The following is a 26166-nucleotide window of genomic DNA, read 5'->3' on the forward strand; positions in this document are numbered from 1 at the left end:
GCCGGTTTGCGATGCGGACAAGCAATGGTTTTCTCAACATCATGGGGATCAGAGAACTTTTTTTATGGGGTTAACATTTAAGCGCATAAGTGTGGAGTGCCGAAATTTTTCACCCCTGGTGCCGCGATTCTTCTCCTTATGTTTTGAGAGCGCTAACATTACAATGGGTTTAATCAAAGCAAGGGGGGAATCAAACAAGATGAAAAAATGGATCTCATTATTGTGCAGCGCCGCCATGCTGATGGTATTGTTGGCAGGTTGCGGCGGAGGAAATGAAGCTTCCGGCAGCGGAGATAACGGTGGAGAGAAGGTCAGCATCTCCATCTGGCATAACTGGACAGGCCAAGACGCGAAAGCAGTGGCCATGCGAAAAATCATTGAAGACTTCCGGGCCCAGCATCCCGAGATTGAAGTCATCGACGAAGGGCTCCCGACAGACGGGTTGAAGACGCGTCTGCGGACGGTGGCCGCAGCAGACGAAATGCCGGATCTGTTCGTTATGTGGCCGGACGCCATGACGAAGGAGTTCGTGAAGGGCGATTTGCTGCAGCCCATCAATGATGAGCTGGATGCCAATCCGGATTGGAAGAACAACTTCATTCCGAATGCGCTGGACGGTTACACCGTGGACGGAAAAATCTACTCCGTGCCGATGAACCTCGCACCAAGCTCGTTTATTTTCTACAATGATGCCCTGTTTAAGAAATATAACGTTAAAGTGCCGGAAACGTGGGAAGAGCTGGAGACCGCTATCCAAACGTTTAACGACAACGGCGTCATTCCAATCGCGTTGGGCAACAAAGCAAACTGGGTTGCACAGTCGACGTTCTTTAGCACCGTGGCAGACCGGATTACCGGTACCGACTGGTTTTTGAAGGCAGTTGATCAAGACGGCGCGAAGTTTACGGATCCTGAGTTTGTCGAAGCACTGACTACATTCCAGAAGCTGGGTGAAATCAAGGCGTTCCAGGACGGCTTCAACAGTATCGATGAAACGCAAATGATGCAGCTATACTTCCAAGGGAATGCTGCTATGGTCGTCAACGGCGGTTGGGCATTAGCAAACCTGGTGAACAATGCACCGGCGGAAGTACTGGATAACACGCATATCACCATCGTTCCGACGATTCCGGGCGGCAAAGGCGCGCCAGACACCACTTCGGGTGTCGTGGGTACCGGCCTGGGGGTTAGCAAGAAGCTGACGGGAGCTCGGAAAGAAGCGGCGATGAAGCTGTTCTATGCACTGGCTGGTCCTGATGGACAGAAGGCTACCTTGGAGAGCAGCACCTTGGTCAGCTACAATATCGAGCTCGACAAGAGCAAAGCGCATCCGCTGTTTGTTGAACTGTACGATCTGATTCAACGCGTGAAGATTGTACCGGTTTACGACTCCAAGCTGGGCTCGGCCACGGTTGAAGTGGTGAACAACGGGCTGCAGGAGCTGCTGATGGGCGGTAAGGCAGAGGATATTGCCCGCAAAATCCAGGATGCACAGGCTGCAGCGGTAGCCGCCAATTAAAGCGAACCCCTTCCCCTCAGGGGGAGGGGGATTATTTTTTCCCTTAAAGGATGTGAGTAAGCATGAACGCATTGCGCAGCAAGAGCTTTATCATCACCGGGCTGCTGCCCGCGCTGGTGATCTACTCGCTGTTCGTCTTCGTGCCGGTGATTTGGTCGGCTTACTACGGCTTTTTCAACTGGTCGGGCATCGGCGAAGCGAAATACACCGGACTCAGCAATTATGCGGAAATCCTGCGGGATCCCATATTCTGGCGGGCGCTGAAAAATAACGTCGTGTTCGTGCTGGCCTCGGTGTTCGGGCAAATTCCACTCGCTCTTGTGTTGGCCGTGCTGCTGCATAAGAGCAACCTGCTGCAGCGCTTCCTGCGCTCGGCGGTATTCCTCCCGATGGTGTTGTCCACGGTGGTCATCGGGATGATCTGGCAGTACATTTATCATCCGCAGATCGGAATTCTGAACTTCCTGCTGGATGCGTTAGGATTGTCCAGTTGGAAACTGGATTGGCTTTCGGATGGCAATATTGCGATCTATTCACTGCTGCCCCCGCTGATCTGGAGCTACGTTGGATTGTATCTCATCATCTTCATGTCGGCGCTCCAGAACATTCCGGGTGAGATTCACGATGCGGCCAAAATCGACGGTGTCTCCGGCGCTCGCAAGCTGCTGACCATCTCATTGCCGATGATTAAGAACACGGTGCAGGTGGCGGTAATTTTATGTATTTCGGGCAGCTTGAAGTCCTTCGACCTGGTGTACATCATGACGAAGGGCGGACCGGCGCATGCGACGGAGCTGCTGGCGACGTATATGTATAACTCTACGTTCTCGACCTACCGGTACGGATTCGGGAGCGCAATTTCCACCAGCATTATGATCATTAGTCTGTTGTTGATCGGAACCAGCCAGTGGCTGACCAATCGCAAAAAAGACGCCGCTTAAGGAAAGGAGGAGCCCATGAACTTGAACATCAATACAACCACAACGTTGTCCGCAAAAAAAGCCGGGGTTGGCGGCGGCGGACGGGTGTTACGGAAGACAGGCCGCACGTTGTTTTGGGGGCTGCTGACGATTTATGGCGTGATCACGTTGTACCCGTTCTTTTGGCTGGTGATCAGTGCGTTTAAGACGAATGAGGATTTCTACGTCCGGCCCTTTGGATTGCCGCAGGTGTGGCACTTTGACAATTTCACGCGGGCTTGGGAAAGCTCGCGGCTGGGCACGGCATTTGGCAATTCGGTGCTCGTGGCAATCGGCTCGCTGGTGCTGACGTTGTTTATCGCCGCGCTGACTTCATTTATTCTCGCTCGCTTCCAGTTCCGCTGGAAAGGCGGGGTGCTGACCTTTTTCGTGATTGGGATGCTGATTCCGATTCATAGTACGTTAGTTCCGTTGTTTATTCTCATGAAGCAGATGTCGCTGCTCAACACGTATTGGGCGCTGATTTTGCCATATACCGCCTTTGCGTTACCTACAGCAATATTCGTGTTGACGGCCTATTTAACAAGCGTGCCGCGCGATCTGGAGGAGGCGGCGTTTATCGATGGGACTGGATTGTGGGGGTTATTCTTCCGCATCATGCTGCCGATGTCGGTTCCGGCTTTGGCGACGGTGACGATTCTTAGCTTCCTGCATTCCTGGAACGATTTCTCCTTCGCGCTGGTGTTCATCAACAAGACGGCGCTCAAAACGTTGCCGCTGGCTATCGCCAACTTCGCTGACGGTTATCAGACGGATTATGGCTTGTCGTTCGCGGGGATGACGCTGTCGGTTATCCCAACGATCGTCCTCTATTTGCTGTTTCAGGAACAAATGATGAAGGGGATGACGGCCGGCGCGGTGAAAGGATAAGGGAGGAACATCCTACACCGAAGCAAAGGGGGAGCGCAAGATGTTGCATAAATGGTTGACTACGTCGCTTCAGCGCAAGCTGTCGGTGGTTGTTGCAGGGTCCATGATCGTGCCGATGTTGGCCTTGGGGCTGTTCGCCTTTGTGATCTCTTCCAACATTACGGAGGAGAAAACGAAGCTGACCGGCAGTGACATGCTGAAGCAAATGGACGCCAATTTGCGCTTTATGCTGGAGGATATCGAAACGTTATCGATCTTCCTGATTGGGGAACGGGATCTGCAAACTTATCTGGCTGGTCCGGACGACGACGAAGCGAAGCGAACGGAGCTGGTCGGGCGAATGACCAATTTGGCGGCCTCCAAGCCTTATATCGCGAATATCGCGATCTATCCCGAACGGTTCGACGCGCGGCTATCAACGGCCACCTGGTATGAAAATGAGCTCCCCGAGGAGGCGGCGAAGGCCATTGCCGGCGGGCGAAAAACGTGGTCCGGCGTGTACGAAATTCGCGACTATGCCGGGATGGAGCAGGTGATCACCTTGTTTCGGCCGATCCGCAGCATCTACGATTTTCGCCGGCTGGGTTGGCTGGCGATCAGCCTGGATGAACAGGAGCTGGCCCGCAATCTGGAATCGCCGGAGTTTGGTCAAGGGATGGGCAAGGTGGAACTGGTCGGGGGAGACGGGACGATTCTGTCCTCCGCCGACAAGTCCAGGCTGGGCCGGCCGCTGGATGACTATGCGCCCGGCCTGTTCGCATTGCTTCCGGGTCGCTCCCCGGAAGGAGACGGCGTGAGTGAGCCGCTCCCTGCAAGTATGAACATCAGCGGTAGCGTAATCTACGGCGAAGGGGACGGCAAGTCGACGGTGCTGTACCGTCATGAGCCCTTAACCGGATGGATGCTGGTAGGCAGCGTCCCTTACGACCAATACCGGGCGGAGAATCGCTACATCCTCACGTTAACCGCCGAGGTCGTTGGTGTGTCGGTGCTCGTGTGCACGCTGCTCATTTGGTTTACCGTTCGCCGGATTACCCGGCCGCTGCGCGTGTTAACCCGTCATTTGTCGCGGATCGATCCAGAGCGGCCTTTGCCGCGTTTTCCGGCGACCTCGGACGATGAGATCGGGCGGTTGGGTCATAGCTACAACATGCTTGGCGCGCATATCGAACGATTGAAGCGCGAAGTGATCCGCGGCGAGGCTCGCAAGAAAGAGGCCGATTTGCGTGCATTACAGGCGCAGATCAATCCTCATTTTTTATACAATACGTTGTCTTCGATCCATTGGATTGCCCTGATGTCAGGGGAGCGGCGCATCGCCGATATGGTCGAAGGGTTAAGCGACTTCTTGCGGATCAGCCTCAATCAGGGCAAAGATTACTGCCCGGTCGAACAGGAGGTAGCCCATATCCGAAATTATGTGCGCGTCCAGTCGATCCGCTTCCCCGATAAATTTACCGTCGAGTATTTCGTAGATGAGACGCTGAAGGACAAGTGGATGCTGAAGCTGCTGTTGCAGCCTTTGGTGGAAAATGCCTTGATCCATGGGATTCAAAAACGCGAAGGGATCGGTACAATCACCATCTTCATACAGCCGGAGGGAAAACGCATGAACGTAACGGTCATGGACGACGGGCTTGGCATGAACGCCGAGCGTTTGCAGGAGGTACGTCAATCGCTGCTGCTGCCCGCAGCTGACGGGGAGGAGAACGGGCGGTCAGGGATGCCCGGAACGGCCTTGGCGGAGACGACGGCAACGGCGGTTACGGACGAAGCAGCCCCAACAGCGGCAACCATGGCAATAACGGCAACTGCGTCAACAGCGGCAACAACAGCTACGGGGTTGTCTGCCGGATACGGGCTGCGCAACGTTAACGAGCGGCTGCTCTTGCATTACGGACGAGAAGCCGGGCTCTCAATTGACAGCCGGGAAGGCGAGGGCACGCAGGTTTCATTTTCCATTCCGATCATGGAGGAATCGCCATGAATGTATTGATTGTAGATGATGAGGTTATTATCCGGACCGGGCTGGCCAGTGTCATTTCCTGGAGCGAGCTTGGACTAAATCTGCTTCAGCCGGCTGCTTCTGCAGAGGAGGCGCTTGAGCGGCTGGAGGTGGAACGGCCGGATATCTTAATCACCGACATACGGATGAATGGCAAAACCGGCTTGGAGCTGGCGGAGGAAGCTGTGAGACGTTTGCCTGGGCTGGAAGTGATCATTTTATCTGGATATGGGGATTTTGCCTATGCCCAACAGGCGATTCGCCAGGGCGTTAGCGATTACCTGTTAAAAACGAGCAAACCGGAGGAAATCATCCGGACGGTGCTCCAAGCCAAGCAACGGTTGGTGGAGCGTCGGGCCGAGGATTCCCGCGCACATCGGCAGGCCAGGGAAGAACGGCAGCGGCAGCTGTATAAATGGGTGATCGAAGGTGAGGCGGGAGCGGCTCCTGCGGATCCCAAGCATGCGGGTTCGAGTCAGGATCTGAAGAACTCCGGCCATCCGGGGTACCGGCAAGTGCTGATTCTATCCGCCGGCGGCTGGGGCCAGGAGGAGGAGGCCGATTCGCTGCTGCGGTTTGCCGTTCAAAATATGCTGGAGGATCTGCTGCCCGGAGCGGCGGTGTTGATCCATCAGGGGCGGATCGTTTGCGTGACCGGACCCGAACCGAGCGCGGTACATTCCAGCGGCCAGCGGTTCAAGGGAATGCTGGAACGTATCGAAAATTTGCTGAACTGCCAGCTGCGCTTGGCCGCCGGCGTACCCGTGGAGGATCCGGATCAGGTGCATCAAAGTTATGTGACTGCACAGGCCGCTTTTGCTTACCATGATCTGCTCCCCGGCGCGAAGCTGCTGGATTACCAGGCGTTCGCGGATCGTAAAGGCGGGAAGACGGTGATCACACAAGAAGAGGAGAACGAGCTCGGCTCGATCTTATTAGAGCAGGATCGGATGGCGTTGCGAGCTTGGACACACCGGCTGGCCGACGAGTTGGTCGCAGATCCGGAATGCACGCCGGAATCGTATCAAGCCTGTTTGCAGTCGGCGGCCGTTGCGGCGCACCGCTGGCTGGAGCGTACGCTCCGGGCGTTAGGGAAGGAAGGGGCCGCACGCTTCGCGCCTTGGCTGCAGCAGCACATCGGAGGTGCGAAGCTGAAGGATGAGCTGTTCCGTCATCTGCATGCCGTCATGAGCTTATATCACGGTCAACTTGGTGAGGGGCAGGCTTCCCATGTGCAGCGGGCCAAAGCTTATATGGAGTCCTGCCCGGCAGAGGAGCTAAGCTTGCAGCAGGTTGCGGCCTATGTGCACCTGCATCCCAGCCATCTCAGCGAGCTGTTCAAAAAAGAAACCGGCAGCACCTTCGGCGATTACGTTACCGCCTTACGAATGCGCCGGGCGATGGAGCTGCTGGCTGTATCACCGGCAAAGGTAAGCGAAATCGCCGGACTCACCGGATACGAGGACGTGAAATATTTCAGCCGGCTCTTTAAGAAGCATACCGGCAAGACGCCAAGCGAATTTCGCGAGGAGGCGCCGGGAGGAACGATCCGGCAAGCTTAACGGCACGGAAGGGTTATCTGTCGATACTACATCTCATCAGGAAAAGAGGGACGATTTATGATCATATCGGGACCATGGAAGCTGCAACATTTTGAGATTGGTGAGAAGCCGCCCTTGGAGCTGGCCGCCCCCGGCCTGGACGATCGCTTCTGGATCGAGACCAACGTCCCGAGCGACGTTCACTCGACGCTGCTCGCGCGTGGTTTGATCGATTCCCCGTATTACGGACACAACGATGCGAAATGCCGCTGGATCGAACGGAAGGAATGGTGGTACCGCACGACGTTTGAGTTGGAGGCCATGCCGGGGGAAGCGGAGAGAATCGAGCTCGTATTTGAAGGGTTGGACACGTATGCGTCCGTCTTTGTCAACGGGCATGAAATCGGCTCAACCTCCAACATGTTCCGCTGCTATACATTTGATATTACGCGGATCGTCCGTGAGGGGCGGAACACGATAGCGGTCCGTTTTGATCCGCTGTATTTGCATCATCGGGACAAAGAGCAGCTCGAATGGTCCTCGTATACGAAGGAGCGGCAATGGATCCGCAAGGCGGCGATGAATTTTGGCTGGGATTGGGGGCCGCGGATCGTCACGACCGGGATCTGGGGACCGGTTCGGTTGGAACGCCATAAGCTGGCGAAGCTGACAAGCGTATATGCCGCAACATTATCCGCGAGGGCGGAGGAAGCGGTGATCCAGGTAAGCGCAGAAGTGGAAGCGTACCGCTCCGGGACGGCGGCGGTGGCCGTCGCCCGCCTGCTGGACGCGGAGGGCGAGGAGGTCGCGTCCGCTACACTTTCGGTGCTGGATGCGGGAGAGACCCTTGTAGGCAGACAAGCCGCGCTAAGGCGGGCCTTCCCGAACGCGATCCATACGAAAGGGGCCGCATCGGCCGAACTGCGTGTTGCCTGCCCACGGCGATGGTGGACGCATGACTTGGGCGAACCTTATTTGTACACGTTGCAAGTGACGCTTTTGGCCGGTGATGAAGAGATTGACCGTTACGAGCAGCCCTTTGGCATACGGACGCTGGAATTATCGCTGCAACAACCTGACGGCAGCCCTTCGTTTGCTTTTATCCTTAATGGCATTAAGGTTTATGCCAAGGGAGCCAACTGGATTCCGGCGGATCATCTGATCGGATCGATTCCGGAGTCGACGTACCGTGGATTAATCGAACTGGCCGTGGAAGGGCAAATGAACATGCTGCGCGTATGGGCGGGCGGCATTTATGAGAAAGAGATTTTTTACGAGGAGTGCGACCGGCGCGGGGTGCTGGTGTGGCAGGATTTCGCTTTTGCTAATGCGTTGTTTCCGGACTTCAACCGTGACTTTATGGACAATGTGCGGCAGGAAATTATCGATAACGTCAAGCGGCTGCGGAACCGGGCTTCGTTGGCGCTATGGTGCGGCAATAACGAAATCGACTGGCTGTATGACATGAAGTCGGCTGCTGGGGATATTACCGGGGATTTTTTTGGAGAGACGATTTATCATGAGCTGATTCCTGGCTTGCTGGCCGAGCTGGATCCGTATCGACCGTATTGGCCTTCGTCGCCGTATGGGGCGCAGGATGGGTATGATGCCAACGATCCAAATCATGGGGACCGCCATAACTGGCAGGTGTGGCATGGGTCGGTGTATCCGCGCATGCAGGGCGAGAAGCCGTTGCTGGATTACAGCATCGAGGGCGTCACGTTCAAAAATTTTAAAAAAGACTTTGCCTTGTTTAGCAGCGAGTTTGGCATGCACGCTTCCGCAAACCGGTATACGCTGGAGAAGAACATCCCGGAGGGGCAGTTTACTTGGGGGAGCGCCGAGATGGCGTACCGGAACAAGGATACGAATCACCGCAAAGGGATTTTGCTCATGGAGGGCTATACCGGGATTCCGCAGGATATCGAGGAGTATATGAATTTCTCCATGTTAACGCAGGCCGAAGGGCTAAAATACGGGATCGAGCATTATCGCCGACATCGTCATCGGAACAGCGGTGCGCTGGTGTGGCAGCTCAACGACAGCTGGCCGGGGACGAGCTGGTCAATGATCGATTACGAGCTGTTGCCGAAGGCTTCGTATTACTATGGGAAGAAGTTTTTTCATCCGGTGCTCCTGTCCCTGGAGCATGAACCGGGCGAGCCGCTGCGCGTGTGGGTCGTGAACGACACGCTCGAGCAGCTGGAGGGGACCGTGACGTTAACGGTACATCCTTTGGTTTGGCAGGACGGAGTGGCCGAAGCGGCGGAAGCATCAGAAGATGCGGGAGACAGGGGCGCTCGTCAGTTTACGTTTACGGCGATGGTGCCGCCGCAAACGGCGCTGCTGCTCGGAAGCTTGGATGAGGCGGAGGCGCTGGTGGGTTTGGCGCCGGAGGAGGTGCTGGTGGAGCTGAGCGCCGCCGGGTTCAGCGCACCGGTGAACCGCTACTACCTGCGCGATCCGAAGGATATCCGACTACCTGCGACCGAGCTGGACGTGCAGGTGGACGAAGCAGAGCAGACCGTCACGGTCACCGTCTCCGGCCAAGCTATCGCCCGTCTGGTCAAGCTGGAGATGCCGCTAGGCCAGGTCCGCTACAGCGACAACTACTTCGACCTGCTGCCGGGCGAGAGCCGGACGGTGCGCCTCCGGCATCCGGGCGGCTTGCCGCTGCCCTGGGCGGCGCTGCGAGTCGGCGCCCTGAACGCCGCCGCCGGGCCGGGCAAGCGCTATGGCGGGCGGCTGCGGGGCACGTTACTGCGCCCGCGTAACGGAACGAGAAGACCTTCCGTTAGATTTTTTTAGCGGCGTTTTTTCGCAGAATAAGCGCACTACGTTCCGTTACACTTGCCCGCCGCCCGCGGCGCAAAAAAGGGGAACGCCTCCACATCTTGTGGAGGCGTTTTTGGCATTGCTATTCCTCGTGCTCGAAGAGGGTGATGCCTTCGATTTGGTTGATCGTTCTGCGCAGCTCCCGGGCTTGCTCCCGGCTGATTTCGCCGTTTTCGAACATGCGGTTGACTTCCGCACGTTCGGCATCCATAACCAGCAGCCGCAGCTCTTCCTTCTGCGCTTCCGTCTTCTCGTTGAATGGATTCGCGGAGCCTTTCAACCGAGCGATGGCGCGCTTGTAATCCAGGATGACGTATTGAATGACGTTGTCGGAAGCGTCTCCTTTTTTCAACCCCTGTAAATACTCGAGTGCTGCTTGCAAGGCCTTCAGGTGGATGTCCCGCCCTACGGCCTTCATGTTGTCATCTTTGTATTTCCGTCTCGCCCGCCGGAAATCCCGTACTGTCGTACCAACCAGGAAGAAGAAGCGGGAGCTTCCGCTTTGCGACAGCTTCTCTTCACGGTGATCCAAAGCCTTCTCGAAGGTTTCATACATGACTTTGTCTATGCTGCCTTCTTGGACGGCTTGCTGGATGTAGTTGCGTTCTACCTTCAGTGCGGCCCGGTGCAGTTCGGTGATTTTCCCGATCATTTCTGGCCGATCCAGCCGCTGGGCTCCCCATTGATCCAAAGCGGGCTTAAGGAGCCGGCTATACTCATCCATAAGCTGATAGGCCGCGACCTTATTGTCCTCGTCCATGACCTCTTTGATTTTGTTTAGCGCAACGCGCAGCACGCGGGTCCGAGCTTCGTTATAATCGAGGAACGGACTGTCCTCTTCGCCTGGCGCGGCCCCTTTGCTAAGCATCGGCAATAAGATCGTGGCCGCAATCAACGTAAACAAGATGACGCCCGCTGCCAAGAACAGAATCAATGACCGTTCCGGGAACGGCCCGCCGCTGGCAACCACATAAGGGATAGACAGGACACCGGCCATCGTCACCGCGCCGCGGACCCCGGTCAAGGTGAGCAGCAGGCTGGACTTCACCGTAGGTTTATCCCCTTTGCCTTTTTTGTAATCATGAATGGCAAATAAATGCGACCAGATAAAACGAATCCCCAGGATTCCAACCCCAACAATGAGCACGTACCCAATCGCCAGCACATTGTTAATATTCGGGTTAGCGACAGTATCCTGAATCGACGACGGGATGTTCAGACCAAGCAGCAGGAAGACAACCCCGTTCAGGACGAACAGCAGCGTGGACCAAATATTTTCCGTTAACAATTGTTCCTTGGCCAGCATCGTTTCCGTCCGCTCCCGCACCAGCGAATGCACGATACCGCCGACAACAACGGCAATAACGCCGGAAGCATGCAGGAATTCCTCCGTCACGATAAAGATCAGGAACGGCGTGAGAATTTGCAGCAGCGAGTGCAGCGTGGCATCCTTAATCCCTTGTTTGAGCAGCGAGAACCGGATCCAAGCCATCATCAAGCTGAGCACTAAACCAAGCAAGGCCCCGATCACGAACATATAGGAGAAGTCATATAACGCTTCTTTCAGAGAAAAATACCCCGTCACGACCGCCGCAACCGCGTAGTTGAAAGCGACCAAGCCGGAGGCGTCGTTGATCAACGATTCACCCCGGACCAGATTCAGCACTTTCTCCGGGATATGAATCCGCTTGGCGATACCGTTGACGGCCACCGGGTCGGTAGGGGACAGGATTGCCGCCAATGCAAATGCCGCGGCCAGCGGAATGTCAGGAATCACGGCATGGATGAGGTAGCCGCCTCCCAGCGTAGTTAACACGACGAGGACGATGGCGTTCCCGAGAATCGCCCCGCGCATATTCCATAGTTGGTCGCGAGGGAAATACCTGCCGTCGTTGTACAACAGGGGGGCTACGAATAGCAACAAAAACCATTCCGTTTCAAGCTCTAGCGAAAACTCTTTGTAGGCCAGCGCGATGAGGATCCCGAGAGCGATTTGAGTAAGTGCGGTTGGGATCATCGGGATGTAGTGGCTGATGATGTTGGAAACCACCAGACAGATGAGCAGCAAAATGACAGTAATCAGTAAATCCATGAAAGCAACGTCCTTCCGATGTGTCCGGGCACTGGGCCGATTTGGTATTGATTATAGCATATCCGAATTTCTTAAACCGAATTTAAACGGACAACTTCTTTTAACGAAAAAAAAGCTCCTCCGCAGCCGATGCGGAAGAGCAAGAAGCAGTTTCACTTAGGTAACCCCAGGTATTACAGGTCATCGAACCCGTTGTCGTCGCCGACCTTGCCGTAGTTGCGGGATTTGGCCTCGAAAAAGTCCGTTTTCGTTGCGTTCAACGCTTCGTCGGAGAACGGCTTGATCCACGGCATGCAGTTGATATCCACGCCCGCGTACGCTTTCTCCAGCCCCATTAACGTCAACCGTTTGTTGGCGATGTATTTAATGTAATCGGACAATTCGTTTAAGTCGATGCCGGGGACATTTTTTAACGTATAGTGCGCCCAGTTCGTCTCCAGTTCTACCGCCCGGTCGATCGTGCGGTATGCGTAATCGATATTTTCCTTCGTGTTTAATTCCGGATAATCGATCAGCAGTTGCTTGAACACTTCGGCGAAGAAGTAGCAGTGCTGGTTCTCATCCCGTTGGATGTACGAGATCATTTGGCTGGTGCCCATCATTTTCTGATCGCGTGCGAGGTTGTAGAAGAACGCAAACGTACTATAAAAGAAGATGCCCTCAAGAATAAGATCCGCCACCAGCGCTTCAAAAAACGATTGCGGCGTCGGTTCATCACGGAAGTTCTGATAGATGTTGGCGATAAATTTGTTGCGGTCCAGCAGCACCGGATCATGCTTCCAGTACTCGAAAATTTCTTTCTGCTCCTGCTCCGACACGATCGAGGACAGCACGTAGGAGTAGGATTGGTTATGGACCACTTCCTGTTGCCCGATGATCGCCGAGATCGCCTCCAGCGATGAGTCGGTGAAGTAGCGCTTTACATCGCCCACAAACATCGTCTGCATCGAGTCGAGCACGGCCAAGAGCGAGATGTTGATCTTGAAGGTGCGCTGCTCTTCCGGATCGAGCAGGGCGAATTGCTGCGCATCTTTGGCCATCGGGATTTCGTCGGCGATCCAGTGGTTGAGCAGCAGCACCTTGTACAGCTTGTACATATGAGGCATGCGAATGTCGTTCCAGTTCAGGATGCCCGAGCATTCGCCGCCGATGATGCGCGTTGATTTGTTGGGGGCTTCGGTATTAAAAATCGTTTGAAGTTGCATGGGATTTCGCTCCTTAATTTGTGTTGAGTAAGTTGTACATGGAATGGGATTTGCGGGATCAGGCCGCCGGCTGAAATGTTCTTCCGATCGCTGTTGCTCGCGGATTTCTCTGGTTGGACTAGATTCAGAAGTTGTAGAAATCCGCTCACAAAGGCGAACGTCTGGCCCTGATCCCGCATGTATATATGTTCAAAAATGTGAGCGCATCCCCGCAGGGGATAGCGCCTCCGAGCACGCAGTTACGTATAAAGCGCCCCTGCTGCTCTCTCGTCTTGCACCAAAAGTAAGTGTATCCCGAAGGGACAACGCCTCATTGCACGTGGTTTCGCCAGTAACGCCCCAAAGTCGCAGTCCCCGCCTCCGCAGGAGCGCCACAGTAGAGCGGGCCCGAAGGGCGGCAAGCGGCTCATCCCGCCTGCGTCCCCCCGGGTGCGCCGAAAGCAGCAGTCCTGAGCAGCACGGTTTACCAGGTCACCCGGGAGCGCCAAAAGTAAGACGTACCCGAAGGGGGAAAAGCGTTCCACGAGCCAACCTCAGCGATTCCCCGCAGGGGAGAGCGTGCAGGAGCGCCTCTTGCACTCCCGCGTTCTTCCCATTTGCGGGAGACCAGAGGGCAGCAGGCCCTCGGACGCCCTCCCTTACGGTAAGGGAGAGGTGGGGTGGGTTGAGGTCTTGGTTGAGATCACTCAGGAGGCACAACTTTCGCACTCCTCAATCGTCAACGCCCGGCTCCGCACATAATACGTCGACTTCAACCCGGCCTTCCAAGCATGCAGATGCAGGTCAAGGAAGTCAGTAGCCCGGATGTCCGGCCGCACGTACAGGTTGAAGCTTTGGCCTTGGTCGACGTGGCGCTGGCGCGCGCCAGCCATTTCGATCGACCAATGCTGGTCGATCAGGAACGCGGTCTTGTAGTACCAGATCGTTTTTTCGGACAGGTCCGGTGCCGGGTTGGCGATTTTGTACGTCGTCTTCTCCTCATACGAAAGCAGCTCGTACAACGGATCGATGCTGGCGGTCGAGCCGGCGATGATCGAGGTTGATCCGTTGGGGGCGATCGCGAACATCCAGGCGTTGCGAACGCCGTTCTCGCGCACTTCCTTCTGCAGCTCACGCCATTGCTCGGTCGTCACGTATTTGCCTTCGCGCGTGCCGTCAACGTAACCGCGGGACTCGAAGTACTGCCCCGTTTCCCAGTCAGAGCCGGCAAACTTCGGATATTTGCCTTTTTCCTTGGCGAGCTCCATGCTGGATTTGATCAGCAGGTAGTTGATCTTTTCATAAAGCGCGTCGTTGTATTCAACCGCCTCCTGGGATTCCCAACGGATGCCTTCGAGCGCCAGCAGATGGTGCAGGCCAAATGTGCCAAGTCCGATCGCCCGATATTGGCTGTTCGTATACTGCGCTTGCAGCACTTCGATATTGTTGATATCGATCACGTTATCGAGCATCCGCGTCTGAATCGGCACCAGCCGCTCCAGCACGCCGGCCGGCACCGCGCGGGCCAGATGGATCGAGTTCAGGTTGCAGACGACGAAATCGCCAGGGATTTTGGACACGACGATCCGGGTTTGTCCGTCCTTCGTCACCAGTTCCTCTTGCTCGACGACGGTCGGCGATTGATTTTGCATAATCTCCGTACACAGGTTGGACGAGTAAATCATCCCATGCGCCCGGTTCGGGTTCGCCCGGTTTACCGTATCGCGATAGAACATGTAGGGCGTGCCGGTCTCCAGCTGCGATTTCATGATTCGCTTCATGATATCGATCGCCGGCATCGTGATGCGCGACAGGGTAGGGTGGGCAACGGCTTCGGCGTATTTTTCACGAAAGCTGCCTTTCCCAAGCTCCTCATCATAGAAATCCTCCAGCCCCAATGGGCGGCCGTTCTCATCCTTCCAGCCCATCGTTTTCTTCACTTCGTGCGGGCAGAACAGATGCCATTCCCCGCGGGCCTCCACCGCCTCCATGAACAGGTCAGGCAGGCACACGCCGTGGAAGACGTCATGCGCGCGCATCCGCTCGTCGCCGTTGTTCAGCTTCAGATCGAGGAAGGCAAGAATATCTTTGTGAAAAACGTCCAAATAAACCGCGATCGCACCTTTACGCGTTCCGAGCTGGTCGACGCTGACGGCGGTGTTGTTCAGCTGGCGAATCCAGGGAATAACGCCGGAGCTGGTGTTCTTGTGGCCGCGGATGTCCGAGCCGCGCGCGCGGACCTTACCGAGGTAAACGCCGATGCCGCCGCCCATTTTGCTCAAGCGGGCTACATCCGTATTGGAGTCGAAGATACCCTCAAGGGAATCGTCGACAGTATCGATGAAGCAGCTGGAGAGCTGGCCGGCTACTTTTTTACCGGCATTGGACATCGTTGGCGTCGCCGCAGTCATATAAAGGTTGCTCATCGCCCAATACGCTTCCTTCACCAGCTCCAGACGCTTCTCTTCCGGCTCCTTATGCATCAGGTACATGGCGATGACCATGTAGCGCTCCTGCGGCAGCTCCATCGTCCGTCCGTCGAAGTCGGTGGCCAGGTAACGCTCCGTCAGCGTGAGCAGGCCGATGTAGTCGAACAGCAGGTCGCAGGACGGGTCAATCGTGCGGCCCAGCTCTTCAATCTGCTCCTTCGTATAGCACTCCAGCAGCTCCTCGCGGTAAATGCCCAGCTGGCAGAGCTCGGTGATCAGGTGATAGAACGAGCCGTAAGGCTCTTCCGGGTAGGCTTTGTAGCGACGATTGACGGCCGCTTTTTTGTACAGGGAAGTGAGCAGGGAGCGGGCCGCTGCATATTTCCAATCGGGCTCATCTTTGCTGACGAGCTCCAGTGCGGACATCGTAAACGCGTTGCTAATTTCTTCACCGGTCACCACATCCCGGCGCAGCTTTGCATTGACGCCGCGCAGCAGGCGCTCTTTATCGACGTTATGTAATCCTTGCAAAATTCGGTCAGCATAGACGCCAAGGCGTGCGCTGTCAAACGCAAGCTGTCGGTTATTTGGTTTTGTCACTAGAGTAGGCATGAGATAAATCCTCACTTTCCATATATTAAGGTAGGATGAAGGCTGCAGATGGGTGGTGGTACCCCAAATCTTGAATGTTCAAATTGCAGATAATCAGTGAAAAAAGGGGCGCAATCAAGTTGCGCTCAGGATCAATAAGATCAATCAGCTAAAAAGAGAACAGGGGCTCCCATAACACGGCTTGTCCCTGCCGCAGGCTTTGTTGAATATCGATCAGCCGTTGATTGGAGCTGCCGCGATAGAGCAGGGAAGGATCGCGAAGCTCCTCAACGAACCTTCCGTCGACCAGCACCTCGCAACGCCGCAACAGTTCATATTCGGGGGAGCCGGGGCGTTCGATTAATTCTTCCAACGTATAACCGGTGTAAATCCAGATGGATATTGGCCCGGTTTCCGCCACAAGCCGGTCGATAAAACCGCAGACCTCAGCAGCGGAGAAAAAAGGATCACCGCCAAGGATCGTGAGTCCGCTGAGCAACGGATTATGTTTAATGTCATAAATAATTTCTGCTTCCCGCTCCAAAGTGAGCGGTTCCCCGTAATCGAAGCTCCAGGTTTTTGGGCTGAAGCAGCCTTTGCAATAATGGCGGCATCCGCTGATGAAGATCGCTGCTCTCAAGCCGGGCCCTTCATTAATGGATTCCGGGTAGTACCCGCAAATGTTCATGCGTCGTGTTTCACCCGGTCGCGAACCTCCGCTTGTTTAGCGGGGTTGAACCGTGTCTGGTAGTCGCCGGTCAGATAACCGGTCACCCGGCGCAAACGGCGAATATGCACTTCGCTCTCATGGCTGCCGCAGGAGGGGCAGCTTGCCCCAATGATCCCTTCAAAGCCGCAGGCCGAGCAGCGGTCGATCGGATGGTTGATGCTAAAATAGCTGACCTGCTGCTGCAGGGCGTATTGCACGATTTTGACGAATGCTTCCGGATTGTTGCGGGCATTGCCGTTAAGCTCGATATAAGAGATGGCTCCGGCGTTGCACAGCCCGTGGAATTTGGCTTCCAGCTCAATTTTTCGTGCCGCACTGATGTTGTAGTAGACCGGGATATGGAACGAATTCGTGTAATACTCGCGGTCCAAAATCCCGGGCAGCGGGCCGTAGACCGCACGGTCGCGTTTGGTGAACTTGCCGGACAGCCCCTCCGCCGGGGTCGCAAACAACGTGATATTGAGATTGTGAATTTCGCTTTGGCCGTCACAATAGTCGCGCATGTAAGCGATCAGGTCGTAAGCTTTCTGATACACGGCTTCATCTTCGCCGTGATGCTTCCCGTACATCGCCTTCATGCATTCGGCCAGCCCGATGAACCCGATGGACAAGCTGCCGTGCTTCAGCAATTCGCCGACCTGATCATCCGGCGCCAGCTGCTCACCGCCTTCCCAGACGCCTTCCCGCATCATGAAATCGGAAGCCTTCGCTTTTTGGGAGGCCTGAATCGAGAAGCGATGCAGCAATCCCTCCAGGGCGATATTCATATAGTGAGTCAGCTCGCGGTAGAAGCCGCGTTCGTCGGGCTCTTTGCGGTGTCCCAACGCGATGCCGTACTTCAAGCCTAGCTTGACCAGGTTCAGCGTATTAAAGGAAAGGTTGCCTTTGCCAGACAGACGATTGCGGCCGAACCGGTCAGCCAGCACCCGGGTGCGGCAGCCCATGGTAGCGAATTCCGTATCCGGATCCGTGGGGTCGTAATACATCAGGTTGAGTGGGGCGTCCAGGTTGGCGAAATTCGGATAAAGCCGTTTGGCCGAGCATTCCGCCGCTTTCAGAAATAGGGAGTAGTTAGGTTCCCCCGGATTCTGGTTGACGCCTTGTTTACATTTAAAAATCTGAATCGGGAAAATCGGCGTTTCCCCATGGCCCAGCCCGCGCATCGTGGCCGTGAGCAGGGAGTCGATGACCAGTTGTCCTTCCGGTGAGGTACATGTGCCGTAATTGATGCTGGTGAACGGGATTTGCCCGCCGGCCCGGCTCGACATCGTATTCAGATTATGAATCAGGCTTTCGGCCGCCTGGAACGTCTCGCTTTTGGTTTCCTTGAGCGCATAGTTAAAAGCCTTGGGATACTGATCCCGCAGGTCACTGCGGCTCATCGTGATGTCGCCCAAATCAGCGTTCGCATCGCCTTCTTCAAAATAATCCAGCCCTTTGCGGAAGTACTTGGCGAACGATTTGGCTACGTACGGGGCGAGATCGAAGTCCAGCTTGTTCGCGGACACACCGCCGAATTGGGAGTTTTGCTGGGATTGGAAAATGATCGCCACCAGCGCCATCGCCGTCATGATGGAAGTTGGCGGACGTACGCTGCCGTTGCCGGTGTTGAAGCCTTTGCGCAGCAGTTTGTCAAACGGGATAAAAATACAGTTCGTTGTGCCGAGGGCGTACTGATCCAAGTCGTGAACATAAACGATGTTATCCTGAATGGCCTGTACCAAGCGAGTTGGCAGTACGAAATGGCTTGCATACCATTTGGAATACTCGCTGCCGAATTTGCTCATCTTGCCGGAGAAGCTCTCTCCATTTAAATTGGCGTTCTCGCGCAGCACCTCAAGATTGCGGCTCTGGACGATTTCCTCGCCCATCCGAATCACTTCATCCAGCAAGGTGTCCCGGCCGGTATACGTCTGGCTTACCCATGCCATAACACACTTCTCCTCCCTGTAAACCGAGCTTTGGTTCAAAATAAAAGAGCATGTCCAACCAACGAGGTAGACATGCCCGAATGCACTGCAAAAAAGTGGACAGACCAAATCAAGGCCCCAACATTTCGGCGGCAAGCGGACACCATCCCTGATCCTCGCAGGTTTTCCGTCGGTGTCTTTCAAACGGGCAGGTCTCCTGGCTTTCGGAACGTTGCTGACGCCTTCCCGCAGCTCATCAAGCATTAAGCTGTAGTGGCATATCGTCAGTCGAACGGCTGGGTCTTCAAGACGATGTAGGCGAACGCCTCGTCTTTAGTACCAAGCTACCGATTACAGTGGCGGGACCGCAGCGGACTTGCACCGCACTTCCCTTTTAAGCTCCGGCGGCTTGTCCGCCGGATCACCCGTTCACACTATATTTTGTTGCGTTGATCTAAGGATAGCCCAAGATATTGTGTTTGTAAATGGGATTTTCCCATTGAAAGCAGACTGAAAATCACGTGAAAATCTCCGGTCCGCGCAACGATGCGGAGAGTGGGGGACAGAAGAAAATTGTGAACATTTATAAATGGGACTGGAGGACTAGATCGGGTTTTACAGAGTGTGTGAGTTTTGGGGACGGTAAGGATATTAGCAGACGGGTTCGGTTGATCTTAGAGAGGAGAGTTGGTTAGAATATACCTGTAGGACGAAAACCAGCTCAGGGATTTGATTCAAACCATTACCAGGAAAGAAGGGAGCCGATTATGGCTATCGCCGAAGTTACCGTTATTCCGATCGGGACGGGGAGCACCAGCCTCAGCGCTTATGTGGCCGAGTTGCATCGGGTGTTGGAGAAGCAGAAGGGCATTACCTTTACCCTCACCTCCATGAGCACGATTATTGAAGGATCGTTAGATGATGTGTTTACTGCGATTCGCGCGATTCACGAAGCGCCGTTCCAATCCGGTGCCGGCCGCGTATCAACCTCGATCAAGATCGATGATCGCCGCGACAAAGCCAGCTCCTCCGAACAGAAGCTGCGCTCTGTGCGCGAGAAACTATAATTTCTTGAAATTGGTGCTTGCATTATTTTTAAAACTCGGTATAATAAATTTTGTTCGCTAAAAACGAACCTGCTGGTGTAGCTCAGCTGGTAGAGCAACGCATTCGTAATGCGTGGGTCGGGGGTTCGAGTCCCTTCACCAGCATCTGATATGCAAGCATAACGCGCCCTCCGAGGTTTTCGGGGGGCGTTTTTGAATTGTTGAAGGACCTTGTTCATCTTCCGAGTGACCTCTTGCTCTTCGCTTGTTAGTTCTTCTCCGTTTCTTTGTTTTCTCCATGCGCTTAGCACTAAATTGTGACCGCAAATAGGGAGGTTTGCTGAAACCTCCCTGTTCCTTGGTGCGCTTACTCTTGCTCCATCGCATCCCTTTTTGTCCGATGCACCGTGCCAAACGGATGGTGCGGCGGGGCATAAATGACATACACTTTAAGCGGCTCGTTGCCGGTGTTGATGATGTTGTGCCACGTGCCGGCGGGGATGAAGACCGCGTCGTCTTCATGGATGTTTCGTACGAAGGTGAGGTGGTCCGCACGATCGCCCATTTGCGCAACGCCTCGACCCTCTTCCACGCGTACAAATTGGTCCGTGTTCGGATGGATCTCCAAGCCGATATCCTCACCGACCGGAATGCTCATCAAAGTGACCTGGAAATGCTTGCCCGTCCAGAGAGCGGTCCGGAAGTTCCGGTTATGCTCGGCGGCATCGCTAATATTAATCACAAACGGCTTTTGCCCGTAATCTTGAAGCGGCTGCCGGTTCCAAGCGTCGTCTTGCGAAGGAGACGGTGCGTATTCAGGATAGATCGGGCTGGGCTCGATATAGTCGGGATAGCGTGCGGGTTGAAATGCCTGCGGATATCCGTAAACGAAGTAAGGTTGAGGATAGATGTAAGGATCATACGGAGCGGCGTACGACAAGCCGGGGTACGGTCCGGGAACATAACTCATGTTTGACATAACCTCCAGTTTTTTTATCCATCATATGCCTATTCCTTGCTCCTGTGCTTGTATGAAAATGAGTCAATTCTACTGATGCATTCATCTAAGAATCTTCTTTCTCTCTTACATAGAATAGAGCATACCTTAGTAAAGGGGAGAAGATGGTATGGCAAAAACGCTTTTGGATTACAACTCGACTGTTGTGACTCCGGTGACCAATGGTGTTAACATTCCGATTCCGGTTGTAGGGGGCGTGCAGATTGCAGCAGTTTCCGTATTCCTTGATCCGGCCGATCCGGCGTCCTTGACCAACCGTGTTGAGTTGAAGGCAACGATAGGCGTTGAAGCGCTGACCGATACGCCGAATATCCTGGTGCGCATCTGGAGAGCGGGCACCGAAATCTTCTATGGGTTAGTAGAGCTGGAGGATGCTTTCAACGACTGGGGTCTCATTAGCGTGCACATGGTTGAACACGCCCCGCTCGGAGTCCAAAACTATCAGCTGATCGTAGAAAATCAGGATAACAACAGCACGGCCAGAGTCGTAGGGCCGGTTGTCTTCACGGCTACCGCTATCGGCGGATAATCTCTTGATCATCAAAAATCCCCTCACGGTGCGACCGGAGGGGATTTTTTTAAGATATCAGAAAGTATAAACTTCGGGCGATTGGCATCCTGATATCGTAAGAAAAACTTCCGCTAAACGCGGTCTGTCTACTTTGAATGTACGTCGATAGACGTTTTTCTTATCGTGAACTTTATCTGAGGGTATTGATGCGATCCGTTTTGAGATTACCTTCGTTTTGGATCGTTGTTTTTACCACCAAGTCCATTCTAAGACGGGGAAAATACTCCGACCGCCAATGAGCGAGCTTCTCCCTCGGGATTTTGGTCCGGAGTTCCCCCGTGTTTGCAAGATCGACACCTTCGGATTGATCTGGCTGCGCATGTACGTCGCCCCGATGCCTGATGTTCGTCGGGAAGATAAAGAAAATGATCCCGATGTGAATCAGGATATTTACGATCATGACCTGTAGACTTTTATCCACTCGAATCATCCTTTGGTTTCGGATCAGATACATGAAGGGGGGCGAGTAATTCCGGTCATTTTCCATCATGAAGATATCGCTGATCAGGGCTGGCAAAATGATGGAAAACGGTAACCGGTCCATAAAGAGAAGGAGACGGCCTTGTCTGAGCGCATGCGCAGCTTCAACCGGCAGCTCGGTCGTGTAGAATTTGGGTAAGGCATACCAAGGCTGGAAGCCAAGCGATTTGGAGAGCCGTTGTAAATTATAGATTTCCTGGTGTTTGTTCGCTAAGACTGCAGATTCGCAAAGACAGCCTTATTCTAAGCAAAACAGGCACTGGCTATACGCGCCAATGCCTGCTTCGTATTGTTATCCAAGCCTTCATGTACACGTGAAGACCGGCCTTGTGTCCCTGCTCCGACTACAACAAACTGCCTATTTCTAAAACAACAAAAGCCCTACCTCTCATTTGTCCTTGCGGCTCCGATGACCGCGCCAGTGTGAATCAGAAAAACGTCCAAATTCTTACTTTGATTGGGTCATTCAAATAAGGAATTTCATACCGAACGGTATAAGGAGAGTTATAATCTTGTGAGGAACTGCAACGTGGTTATAACAACTAATTATTTATTATACTTTGAATGAATAAAAAATGCAATGCATATATCTAAAAGCCTTTCTAAAGTGATGATTTTGTGAAACCCGGGGAAAACAGAAGAAGCTGAGATATTTGTCACACTAGAGTAGGGAAGGCACCATGTATAATGAGGTCATCTAAGATTTATATAATCAAAAAATAAGGGAGTTAGCCATGAAACGCGGAGATATCCTGTTGATCGGAACCATCGTCGTGATCGCTTTGGTCTTCTTGGTTCCGAGATGGTTTGGCGATTCAAGTGAAAACAATCACAAAAACGAGAATCGAGTAGCGAGAATCACAGTGGACGGGAAGCTGTTTAAGACGGTGCAGTTGACCGGAGAAGAACAGAAGGTAGACATTATAACGGAGTATGGCCACAACATTTTGAAGGTGCATGACTACGGGATTGAGATGATCGACGCCGACTGTCCGGACAAAGTGTGCCTGACCTTCGGATTTATTGACCGTAACGGTGGGACGATCGTATGCCTGCCACATAAGTTGATGGTTGAAGTGGTAGCTTCAGAAGGGGGAGACGAGGTTGATGCAATCCTTTAATGAATCATCCAGCCTGCTGCTAAAAAGAACGGTGATCGTAGCTATTTTCGCGGCGGTGGCGGTCGTTCTCAGCTTGGTGGAGTCCCTCATTCCCGTGAACATGAGCGTACCTGGGGCGAAGCTCGGACTGGCTAATATTATGGTGCTGACCTGCCTTTATTTTCTGCGAGCCCGGGACGCCTTCATGATGGTGCTGTTAAAGACGCTGCTCACGGCGTTTATTTTCGGGACCTTTTCCAGCTTCCTGTTCAGTATTATGGGGGCGTTGTTCAGCTTTGCGGCGATGTGGTTCCTGCTGCTGGTTGGGCGCAAACGGCTAAGCGTCATCGGGATTAGCATCGTTGGGGGGATTGCCCACAATATCGGGCAATTGACGGCCGCTGCTTTGTATTTTAATACGACGAAAATTTTCTATTATTTGCCGATGCTGCTCATCATGGGGGTTCTGACCGGGATCGCCGTTGGAATTGCCGTGAGATATTTGATTCCGTCGCTGTCGAAGCTGTCTTTATTTGAAGGCTTTTTAGCGGAAACGGCTTAAGCCGGGAGGGGCTTCGCACGACGTACATCTGAGGGGGAGAGAGAAATGGGAGAAACCGGATTCGCTTATGAGCTGAGGGAGGTTTCCTTCGCATACCACCCGGCGCATCCTGTGCTTCAAGATGTTACGCTTAGCATCCCTTCGGGCAGCTGGGTGTCGTTGGTGGGGCCGAACGGCTGTGGCAAATCCACGCTGGCAAAGCTGCTGGGCGGTTTATTGGGCGCTAACAGCGGAGCGATATATGTGGAAGGAACGAAGTTGGATCGGAATACGGTGACTTCGTTGCGTCCACGCATCGGAATGGTGTTTCAAAATCCGGACAATCAATTTATCGGCGCCACGGTTGAAGAGGATATCGCCTTTGGCTTGGAGGGGCATAATCTGCCGCGGGAGGTCATGGTGAAGCGCGTGCGGGAATATGCGGATAAACTGCACATCGGCCATCTGCTGTCCAAGCATCCCGCGGAGTTGTCGGGAGGACAAAAACAGCGGGTGGCCGTCGCTTCCATCTTGGCGATGGAGCCGGGCATCGTGATCTTTGACGAGGCTTCCTCGATGCTGGACGAGAAAGCCCGCGGCGAGCTGCTTGCCATCCTGCGGGACATGAAGCAGAGCGGCCGTTACACGATGGTCTCGATTACGCATGATGCCGATGAGATTATGGCCTCCGACCGGGCGATCGTACTGGGAGGCGGAACGGTAGCCGCCGACCTGGAGCCGGGCGAGCTGTTTCGGGATGAAGCCCTGCTGGCGGAATGCCGGTTAATCGCCCCCTATCGGATTCGGCTTCAACAGGAGCTGAGGCGGCGGGGCGTGACGCTTCCTGCGGGCTTTGAATTGAACGGCGAAGAGGAGGCGCAACTTTGATGGCGATACAGTTCGAGCAAGTCAGCTTCGCTTATGACGAGAGCAGCCTATGGCGGCACAATGCGTTGCTGGAGGTCGACCTCTACCTGGCGGACGGCGTGTTTGCCGGGATTGCCGGGGCTTCCGGCTCGGGCAAATCAACGTTGATGCAGCATTTCAACGGCATTTTGAAGCCGACGGGCGGGAAGGTGCACGTTCTGGATGTGACGATGGAAGCCGGCGGTAAGGCGCCTCCGCTGCGCGAGCTGCGGAGGCGGGTTGGACTCGTCTTCCAGTTTCCGGAGCAGCAGCTATTCGAGGATACGGTGGAGAAGGATCTTTGCTTCGGTCCGCTGAATTTCGGCTGCTCCTTAGACGAAGCCAAGGCAAGAGCCAGACGTGCGCTGGCCCTAGTTGGGCTTGATGACTCGTTCCTCAGTCGCAACCCGCTCCGCTTGAGCGGGGGGCAGATGCGCAAAGTGGCGATCGCCTCGGTGCTGGCGATGGAGCCGGACGTGATCGCGCTGGATGAGCCGACAGCGACGCTGGATCCGCAAAGCCGTGCCGAATTGGCGGAAATGCTGTCGCGGCTGCACCGTGAAGAGGGGAAGACGGTGATCGTGGTAACGCACCGGATGGAGGAAATCCTCCCGTACGCAGAGCAGTGGATCGTGATGAAAGATGGCCGGAAATCGTTCCAAGGCAGTACGGCCGAGCTGGTAAGCGAGGCACCCCGTCTGGAGGCCGAGGGGCTGGCTATCCCGGCATGTATCCGTTACTGGAATAAAGCGGCGGAAATGTACGGCCTGACAGGCGAGCCGCCGTGCTTGACGGCGGAGGCGTTGGCCGAGCGGTTGGCCTGGTTGTTGGATGAGGCTGGGGAGCGTTCCGCCCCGACCTTGCTGTCCGTGGACCGGCCCGTTCCGGTTCGGCCGCCGATTCTATCCGGCACTTCCGGGGAAGGAGGCAGCGGGCATGCGGAATAAGCTGCTGTTTGGGCGCAGTATTGATACCGGCTCTTGGGTGCACGCTGTAGATCCTCGGGCCAAGCTGGCCGGGATGGTGCTGTATCTTGTTGCGATCGTGGCGGTAGGCTCTTGGCCCGCCTTGGCCGTGGCTGCGGTGTTTTCGATCGGCTATATGCTGTCGACCAAGATCCCGCTGAAATATTACCTGAAGGCGGCCAAACCGCTGTGGGCACTGATGGTGTTTATCTTCGTTGTTCAGTGCTTGACGGTGGAGTCGGGGGAGGCGATCTGGCGCATCGGCTCCTGGACCCTATACAGCGGCGGAGTCAGCAGCGGATTCATCGCCGCCTCCCGTATGGGGTTGTTGGTGTCATTCACCGCCATCCTGACGTTTACGACGACGCCGGGGGTGTTGAATCAAGGTTTGAGCGGTGTGCTTAAACCGCTGAAACGGATTGGCGTCTCGCCCGAGCAATTGACGCTGATGATGAGCATTGCGCTGCGCTTTATCCCCACGATTTTGGACGAAACGCACAAGATCCTCAAGGCACAGGCGTCGCGCGGTGCGGACCTGAAGGAGCTGCCGTGGAAGGAGAAGGGGCGCATGCTGGTCTCCCTTCTCGTACCGGTTACGGTCAGCGCCTTCCGCCGGGCTGAAGAGCTTGTGTTGTCCATGGAGTCCCGGGGCTACACGCTTGGCGCACCGCGTTCGGAATACCACCTGCTGGTCTGGAAAGGCCGGGACACTTGGTTTGTGTTGTCCTATGTGGTCCTGGCTGCAGCGGTTGTGGTTTATCGGTTGGTTTGAACCGCCAATGCAAAATTCTCCGCGAGTAAATTCATGTAGATAGAGTTTGATGGGATAGGTTGATAGGTTGGACATTTAAAT

The 26166-nt window shown here is 54.7% G+C and carries 20 protein-coding genes, 1 tRNA gene, 1 pseudogene and 1 riboswitch; of the genes and pseudogenes, 14 read left to right on the forward strand and 8 right to left on the reverse strand.

Going from position 1 to position 26166, the window contains the following annotated elements; all coding sequences use genetic code 11:
- The first annotated feature begins 199 nt into the window (after positions 1-199).
- The 6 genes from U9M73_RS20635 to U9M73_RS20660 all read left to right on the forward strand — a co-directional run bounded on the left by U9M73_RS20635 (position 200) and on the right by U9M73_RS20660 (position 9723).
- Positions 200-1519, forward strand: a complete 1320-nt coding sequence (locus U9M73_RS20635; protein ID WP_085170702.1) for an extracellular solute-binding protein — start codon at positions 200-202, stop codon at positions 1517-1519.
- A gap of 62 nt (positions 1520-1581) precedes the next feature.
- The gene (locus U9M73_RS20640) at positions 1582-2460 is read left to right on the forward strand and encodes a carbohydrate ABC transporter permease (RefSeq protein ID WP_016313663.1); all 879 of its coding nucleotides are present in this window, start codon (positions 1582-1584) and stop codon (positions 2458-2460) included.
- A gap of 15 nt (positions 2461-2475) precedes the next feature.
- On the forward strand, positions 2476-3369 hold the full coding sequence (locus U9M73_RS20645; RefSeq protein ID WP_323078919.1) for a carbohydrate ABC transporter permease: 894 nt from the start codon (positions 2476-2478) through the stop codon (positions 3367-3369).
- Positions 3370-3409: 40 nt separating this feature from the next.
- Positions 3410-5356 (forward strand): cache domain-containing sensor histidine kinase, encoded by a 1947-nt coding sequence (locus U9M73_RS20650; protein ID WP_323078921.1) that lies wholly within the window; start codon positions 3410-3412, stop codon positions 5354-5356.
- Positions 5353-6936 (forward strand): helix-turn-helix domain-containing protein, encoded by a 1584-nt coding sequence (locus U9M73_RS20655; RefSeq protein ID WP_323078923.1) that lies wholly within the window; start codon positions 5353-5355, stop codon positions 6934-6936. Before U9M73_RS20650 ends, U9M73_RS20655 begins: the two co-directional genes overlap by 4 nt.
- 57 nt (positions 6937-6993) lie before the next feature.
- Positions 6994-9723 (forward strand): beta-mannosidase, encoded by a 2730-nt coding sequence (locus U9M73_RS20660; protein ID WP_323078925.1) that lies wholly within the window; start codon positions 6994-6996, stop codon positions 9721-9723.
- Between the two features lie 109 nt (positions 9724-9832).
- On the opposite strand, the gene U9M73_RS20665 is transcribed toward U9M73_RS20660, so the two are convergent.
- The 5 genes from U9M73_RS20665 to U9M73_RS20685 form a co-directional block, all read right to left on the reverse strand.
- The gene (locus U9M73_RS20665) at positions 9833-11842 is read right to left on the reverse strand and encodes a Na+/H+ antiporter (RefSeq protein ID WP_323078926.1); all 2010 of its coding nucleotides are present in this window, start codon (positions 11840-11842) and stop codon (positions 9833-9835) included.
- Between the two features lie 173 nt (positions 11843-12015).
- The gene (locus tag U9M73_RS20670) at positions 12016-13047 is read right to left on the reverse strand and encodes a ribonucleotide-diphosphate reductase subunit beta (RefSeq protein WP_009224023.1); all 1032 of its coding nucleotides are present in this window, start codon (positions 13045-13047) and stop codon (positions 12016-12018) included.
- A gap of 686 nt (positions 13048-13733) precedes the next feature.
- Positions 13734-16067, reverse strand: a complete 2334-nt coding sequence (locus U9M73_RS20675; protein ID WP_009224024.1) for a ribonucleoside-diphosphate reductase subunit alpha — start codon at positions 16065-16067, stop codon at positions 13734-13736.
- 148 nt (positions 16068-16215) lie between these two features.
- Positions 16216-16734, reverse strand: coding sequence for an anaerobic ribonucleoside-triphosphate reductase activating protein (gene nrdG / locus U9M73_RS20680; protein WP_127576075.1), 519 nt, complete (start codon positions 16732-16734; stop codon positions 16216-16218).
- Complete coding sequence (locus U9M73_RS20685; RefSeq protein ID WP_407673988.1) at positions 16731-18647, reverse strand: anaerobic ribonucleoside triphosphate reductase; 1917 nt, start codon at positions 18645-18647, stop codon at positions 16731-16733. Before U9M73_RS20685 ends, nrdG begins: the two co-directional genes overlap by 4 nt.
- 229 nt (positions 18648-18876) lie before the next feature.
- A riboswitch (cobalamin riboswitch) is annotated at positions 18877-19130 on the reverse strand.
- A 323-nt stretch (positions 19131-19453) separates the two neighbouring features.
- Between U9M73_RS20685 and U9M73_RS20690 the strand changes: the two genes are divergently transcribed.
- Together U9M73_RS20690 and U9M73_RS20695 are read left to right on the forward strand one after the other, a co-directional pair.
- A complete protein-coding gene (locus U9M73_RS20690) occupies positions 19454-19753 on the forward strand; it encodes an MTH1187 family thiamine-binding protein (protein ID WP_009224027.1) in 300 nt (99 codons plus the stop codon).
- Between the two features lie 71 nt (positions 19754-19824).
- Positions 19825-19897 (forward strand) — tRNA-Thr (locus U9M73_RS20695).
- Positions 19898-20099: 202 nt separating this feature from the next.
- On the opposite strand, the gene U9M73_RS20700 is transcribed toward U9M73_RS20695, so the two are convergent.
- Complete coding sequence (locus U9M73_RS20700; protein ID WP_323078931.1) at positions 20100-20702, reverse strand: cupin domain-containing protein; 603 nt, start codon at positions 20700-20702, stop codon at positions 20100-20102.
- Between the two features lie 157 nt (positions 20703-20859).
- Here U9M73_RS20700 and U9M73_RS20705 point away from each other — a divergent pair, with 157 nt between their 5' ends.
- The gene (locus U9M73_RS20705; RefSeq protein ID WP_009224029.1) at positions 20860-21279 is read left to right on the forward strand and encodes a hypothetical protein; all 420 of its coding nucleotides are present in this window, start codon (positions 20860-20862) and stop codon (positions 21277-21279) included.
- A gap of 172 nt (positions 21280-21451) precedes the next feature.
- On the opposite strand, the gene U9M73_RS20710 is transcribed toward U9M73_RS20705, so the two are convergent.
- Both U9M73_RS20710 and U9M73_RS22245 read right to left on the reverse strand, forming a co-directional pair.
- On the reverse strand, positions 21452-21742 hold the full coding sequence (locus tag U9M73_RS20710; RefSeq protein ID WP_232282236.1) for a hypothetical protein: 291 nt from the start codon (positions 21740-21742) through the stop codon (positions 21452-21454).
- Between the two features lie 9 nt (positions 21743-21751).
- Positions 21752-21994 (reverse strand): annotated as a pseudogene (locus U9M73_RS22245) (spore germination protein); the annotation flags it as partial.
- A 541-nt stretch (positions 21995-22535) separates the two neighbouring features.
- Here U9M73_RS22245 and U9M73_RS20715 point away from each other — a divergent pair.
- From U9M73_RS20715 to U9M73_RS20735, 5 genes are read left to right on the forward strand one after another with little or no spacing between them, the layout of a single operon-like run.
- Positions 22536-22922, forward strand: a complete 387-nt coding sequence (locus tag U9M73_RS20715; RefSeq protein ID WP_323078933.1) for a NusG domain II-containing protein — start codon at positions 22536-22538, stop codon at positions 22920-22922.
- Positions 22909-23463 (forward strand): Gx transporter family protein, encoded by a 555-nt coding sequence (locus tag U9M73_RS20720; protein ID WP_009224032.1) that lies wholly within the window; start codon positions 22909-22911, stop codon positions 23461-23463. Before U9M73_RS20715 ends, U9M73_RS20720 begins: the two co-directional genes overlap by 14 nt.
- A 45-nt stretch (positions 23464-23508) precedes the next feature.
- Positions 23509-24330 carry an ATP-binding cassette domain-containing protein gene (locus U9M73_RS20725; protein WP_009224033.1) on the forward strand — a complete coding sequence of 274 codons (822 nt, stop codon included), beginning with the start codon at positions 23509-23511 and terminating at the stop codon, positions 24328-24330.
- Positions 24330-25295: an ATP-binding cassette domain-containing protein gene (locus U9M73_RS20730; RefSeq protein WP_323078935.1), complete on the forward strand. Its 966-nt coding sequence runs from the start codon at positions 24330-24332 to the stop codon at positions 25293-25295. The genes U9M73_RS20725 and U9M73_RS20730 overlap by 1 nt, the downstream gene beginning before the upstream one ends.
- On the forward strand, positions 25285-26085 hold the full coding sequence (locus U9M73_RS20735) for an energy-coupling factor transporter transmembrane component T family protein (protein WP_009224035.1): 801 nt from the start codon (positions 25285-25287) through the stop codon (positions 26083-26085). The genes U9M73_RS20730 and U9M73_RS20735 overlap by 11 nt, the downstream gene beginning before the upstream one ends.
- The last annotated feature ends 81 nt before the right edge of the window (positions 26086-26166 follow it).

The sequence above is a fragment of the Paenibacillus phoenicis genome, assembly GCF_034718895.1.
Lineage (GTDB): Bacteria > Bacillota > Bacilli > Paenibacillales > Paenibacillaceae > Fontibacillus > Fontibacillus phoenicis.

Coding starts and splice junctions, on each gene's coding strand:
- U9M73_RS20635 (WP_085170702.1), top strand. CDS start 200: ATGAAAAAATGGATCTCATTATTGTGCAGCGCCGCCATGCTGATGGTA.
- U9M73_RS20640 (WP_016313663.1), top strand. CDS start 1,582: ATGAACGCATTGCGCAGCAAGAGCTTTATCATCACCGGGCTGCTGCCC.
- U9M73_RS20645 (WP_323078919.1), top strand. CDS start 2,476: ATGAACTTGAACATCAATACAACCACAACGTTGTCCGCAAAAAAAGCC.
- U9M73_RS20650 (WP_323078921.1), top strand. CDS start 3,410: ATGTTGCATAAATGGTTGACTACGTCGCTTCAGCGCAAGCTGTCGGTG.
- U9M73_RS20655 (WP_323078923.1), top strand. CDS start 5,353: ATGAATGTATTGATTGTAGATGATGAGGTTATTATCCGGACCGGGCTG.
- U9M73_RS20660 (WP_323078925.1), top strand. CDS start 6,994: ATGATCATATCGGGACCATGGAAGCTGCAACATTTTGAGATTGGTGAG.
- U9M73_RS20665 (WP_323078926.1), bottom strand. CDS start 11,842: ATGGATTTACTGATTACTGTCATTTTGCTGCTCATCTGTCTGGTGGTT.
- U9M73_RS20670 (WP_009224023.1), bottom strand. CDS start 13,047: ATGCAACTTCAAACGATTTTTAATACCGAAGCCCCCAACAAATCAACG.
- U9M73_RS20675 (WP_009224024.1), bottom strand. CDS start 16,067: ATGCCTACTCTAGTGACAAAACCAAATAACCGACAGCTTGCGTTTGAC.
- nrdG (WP_127576075.1), bottom strand. CDS start 16,734: ATGAACATTTGCGGGTACTACCCGGAATCCATTAATGAAGGGCCCGGC.
- U9M73_RS20685 (WP_407673988.1), bottom strand. CDS start 18,647: ATGGGCGAGGAAATCGTCCAGAGCCGCAATCTTGAGGTGCTGCGCGAG.
- U9M73_RS20690 (WP_009224027.1), top strand. CDS start 19,454: ATGGCTATCGCCGAAGTTACCGTTATTCCGATCGGGACGGGGAGCACC.
- U9M73_RS20700 (WP_323078931.1), bottom strand. CDS start 20,702: ATGAGTTATGTTCCCGGACCGTACCCCGGCTTGTCGTACGCCGCTCCG.
- U9M73_RS20705 (WP_009224029.1), top strand. CDS start 20,860: ATGGCAAAAACGCTTTTGGATTACAACTCGACTGTTGTGACTCCGGTG.
- U9M73_RS20715 (WP_323078933.1), top strand. CDS start 22,536: ATGAAACGCGGAGATATCCTGTTGATCGGAACCATCGTCGTGATCGCT.
- U9M73_RS20720 (WP_009224032.1), top strand. CDS start 22,909: ATGCAATCCTTTAATGAATCATCCAGCCTGCTGCTAAAAAGAACGGTG.
- U9M73_RS20725 (WP_009224033.1), top strand. CDS start 23,509: ATGGGAGAAACCGGATTCGCTTATGAGCTGAGGGAGGTTTCCTTCGCA.
- U9M73_RS20730 (WP_323078935.1), top strand. CDS start 24,330: ATGGCGATACAGTTCGAGCAAGTCAGCTTCGCTTATGACGAGAGCAGC.
- U9M73_RS20735 (WP_009224035.1), top strand. CDS start 25,285: ATGCGGAATAAGCTGCTGTTTGGGCGCAGTATTGATACCGGCTCTTGG.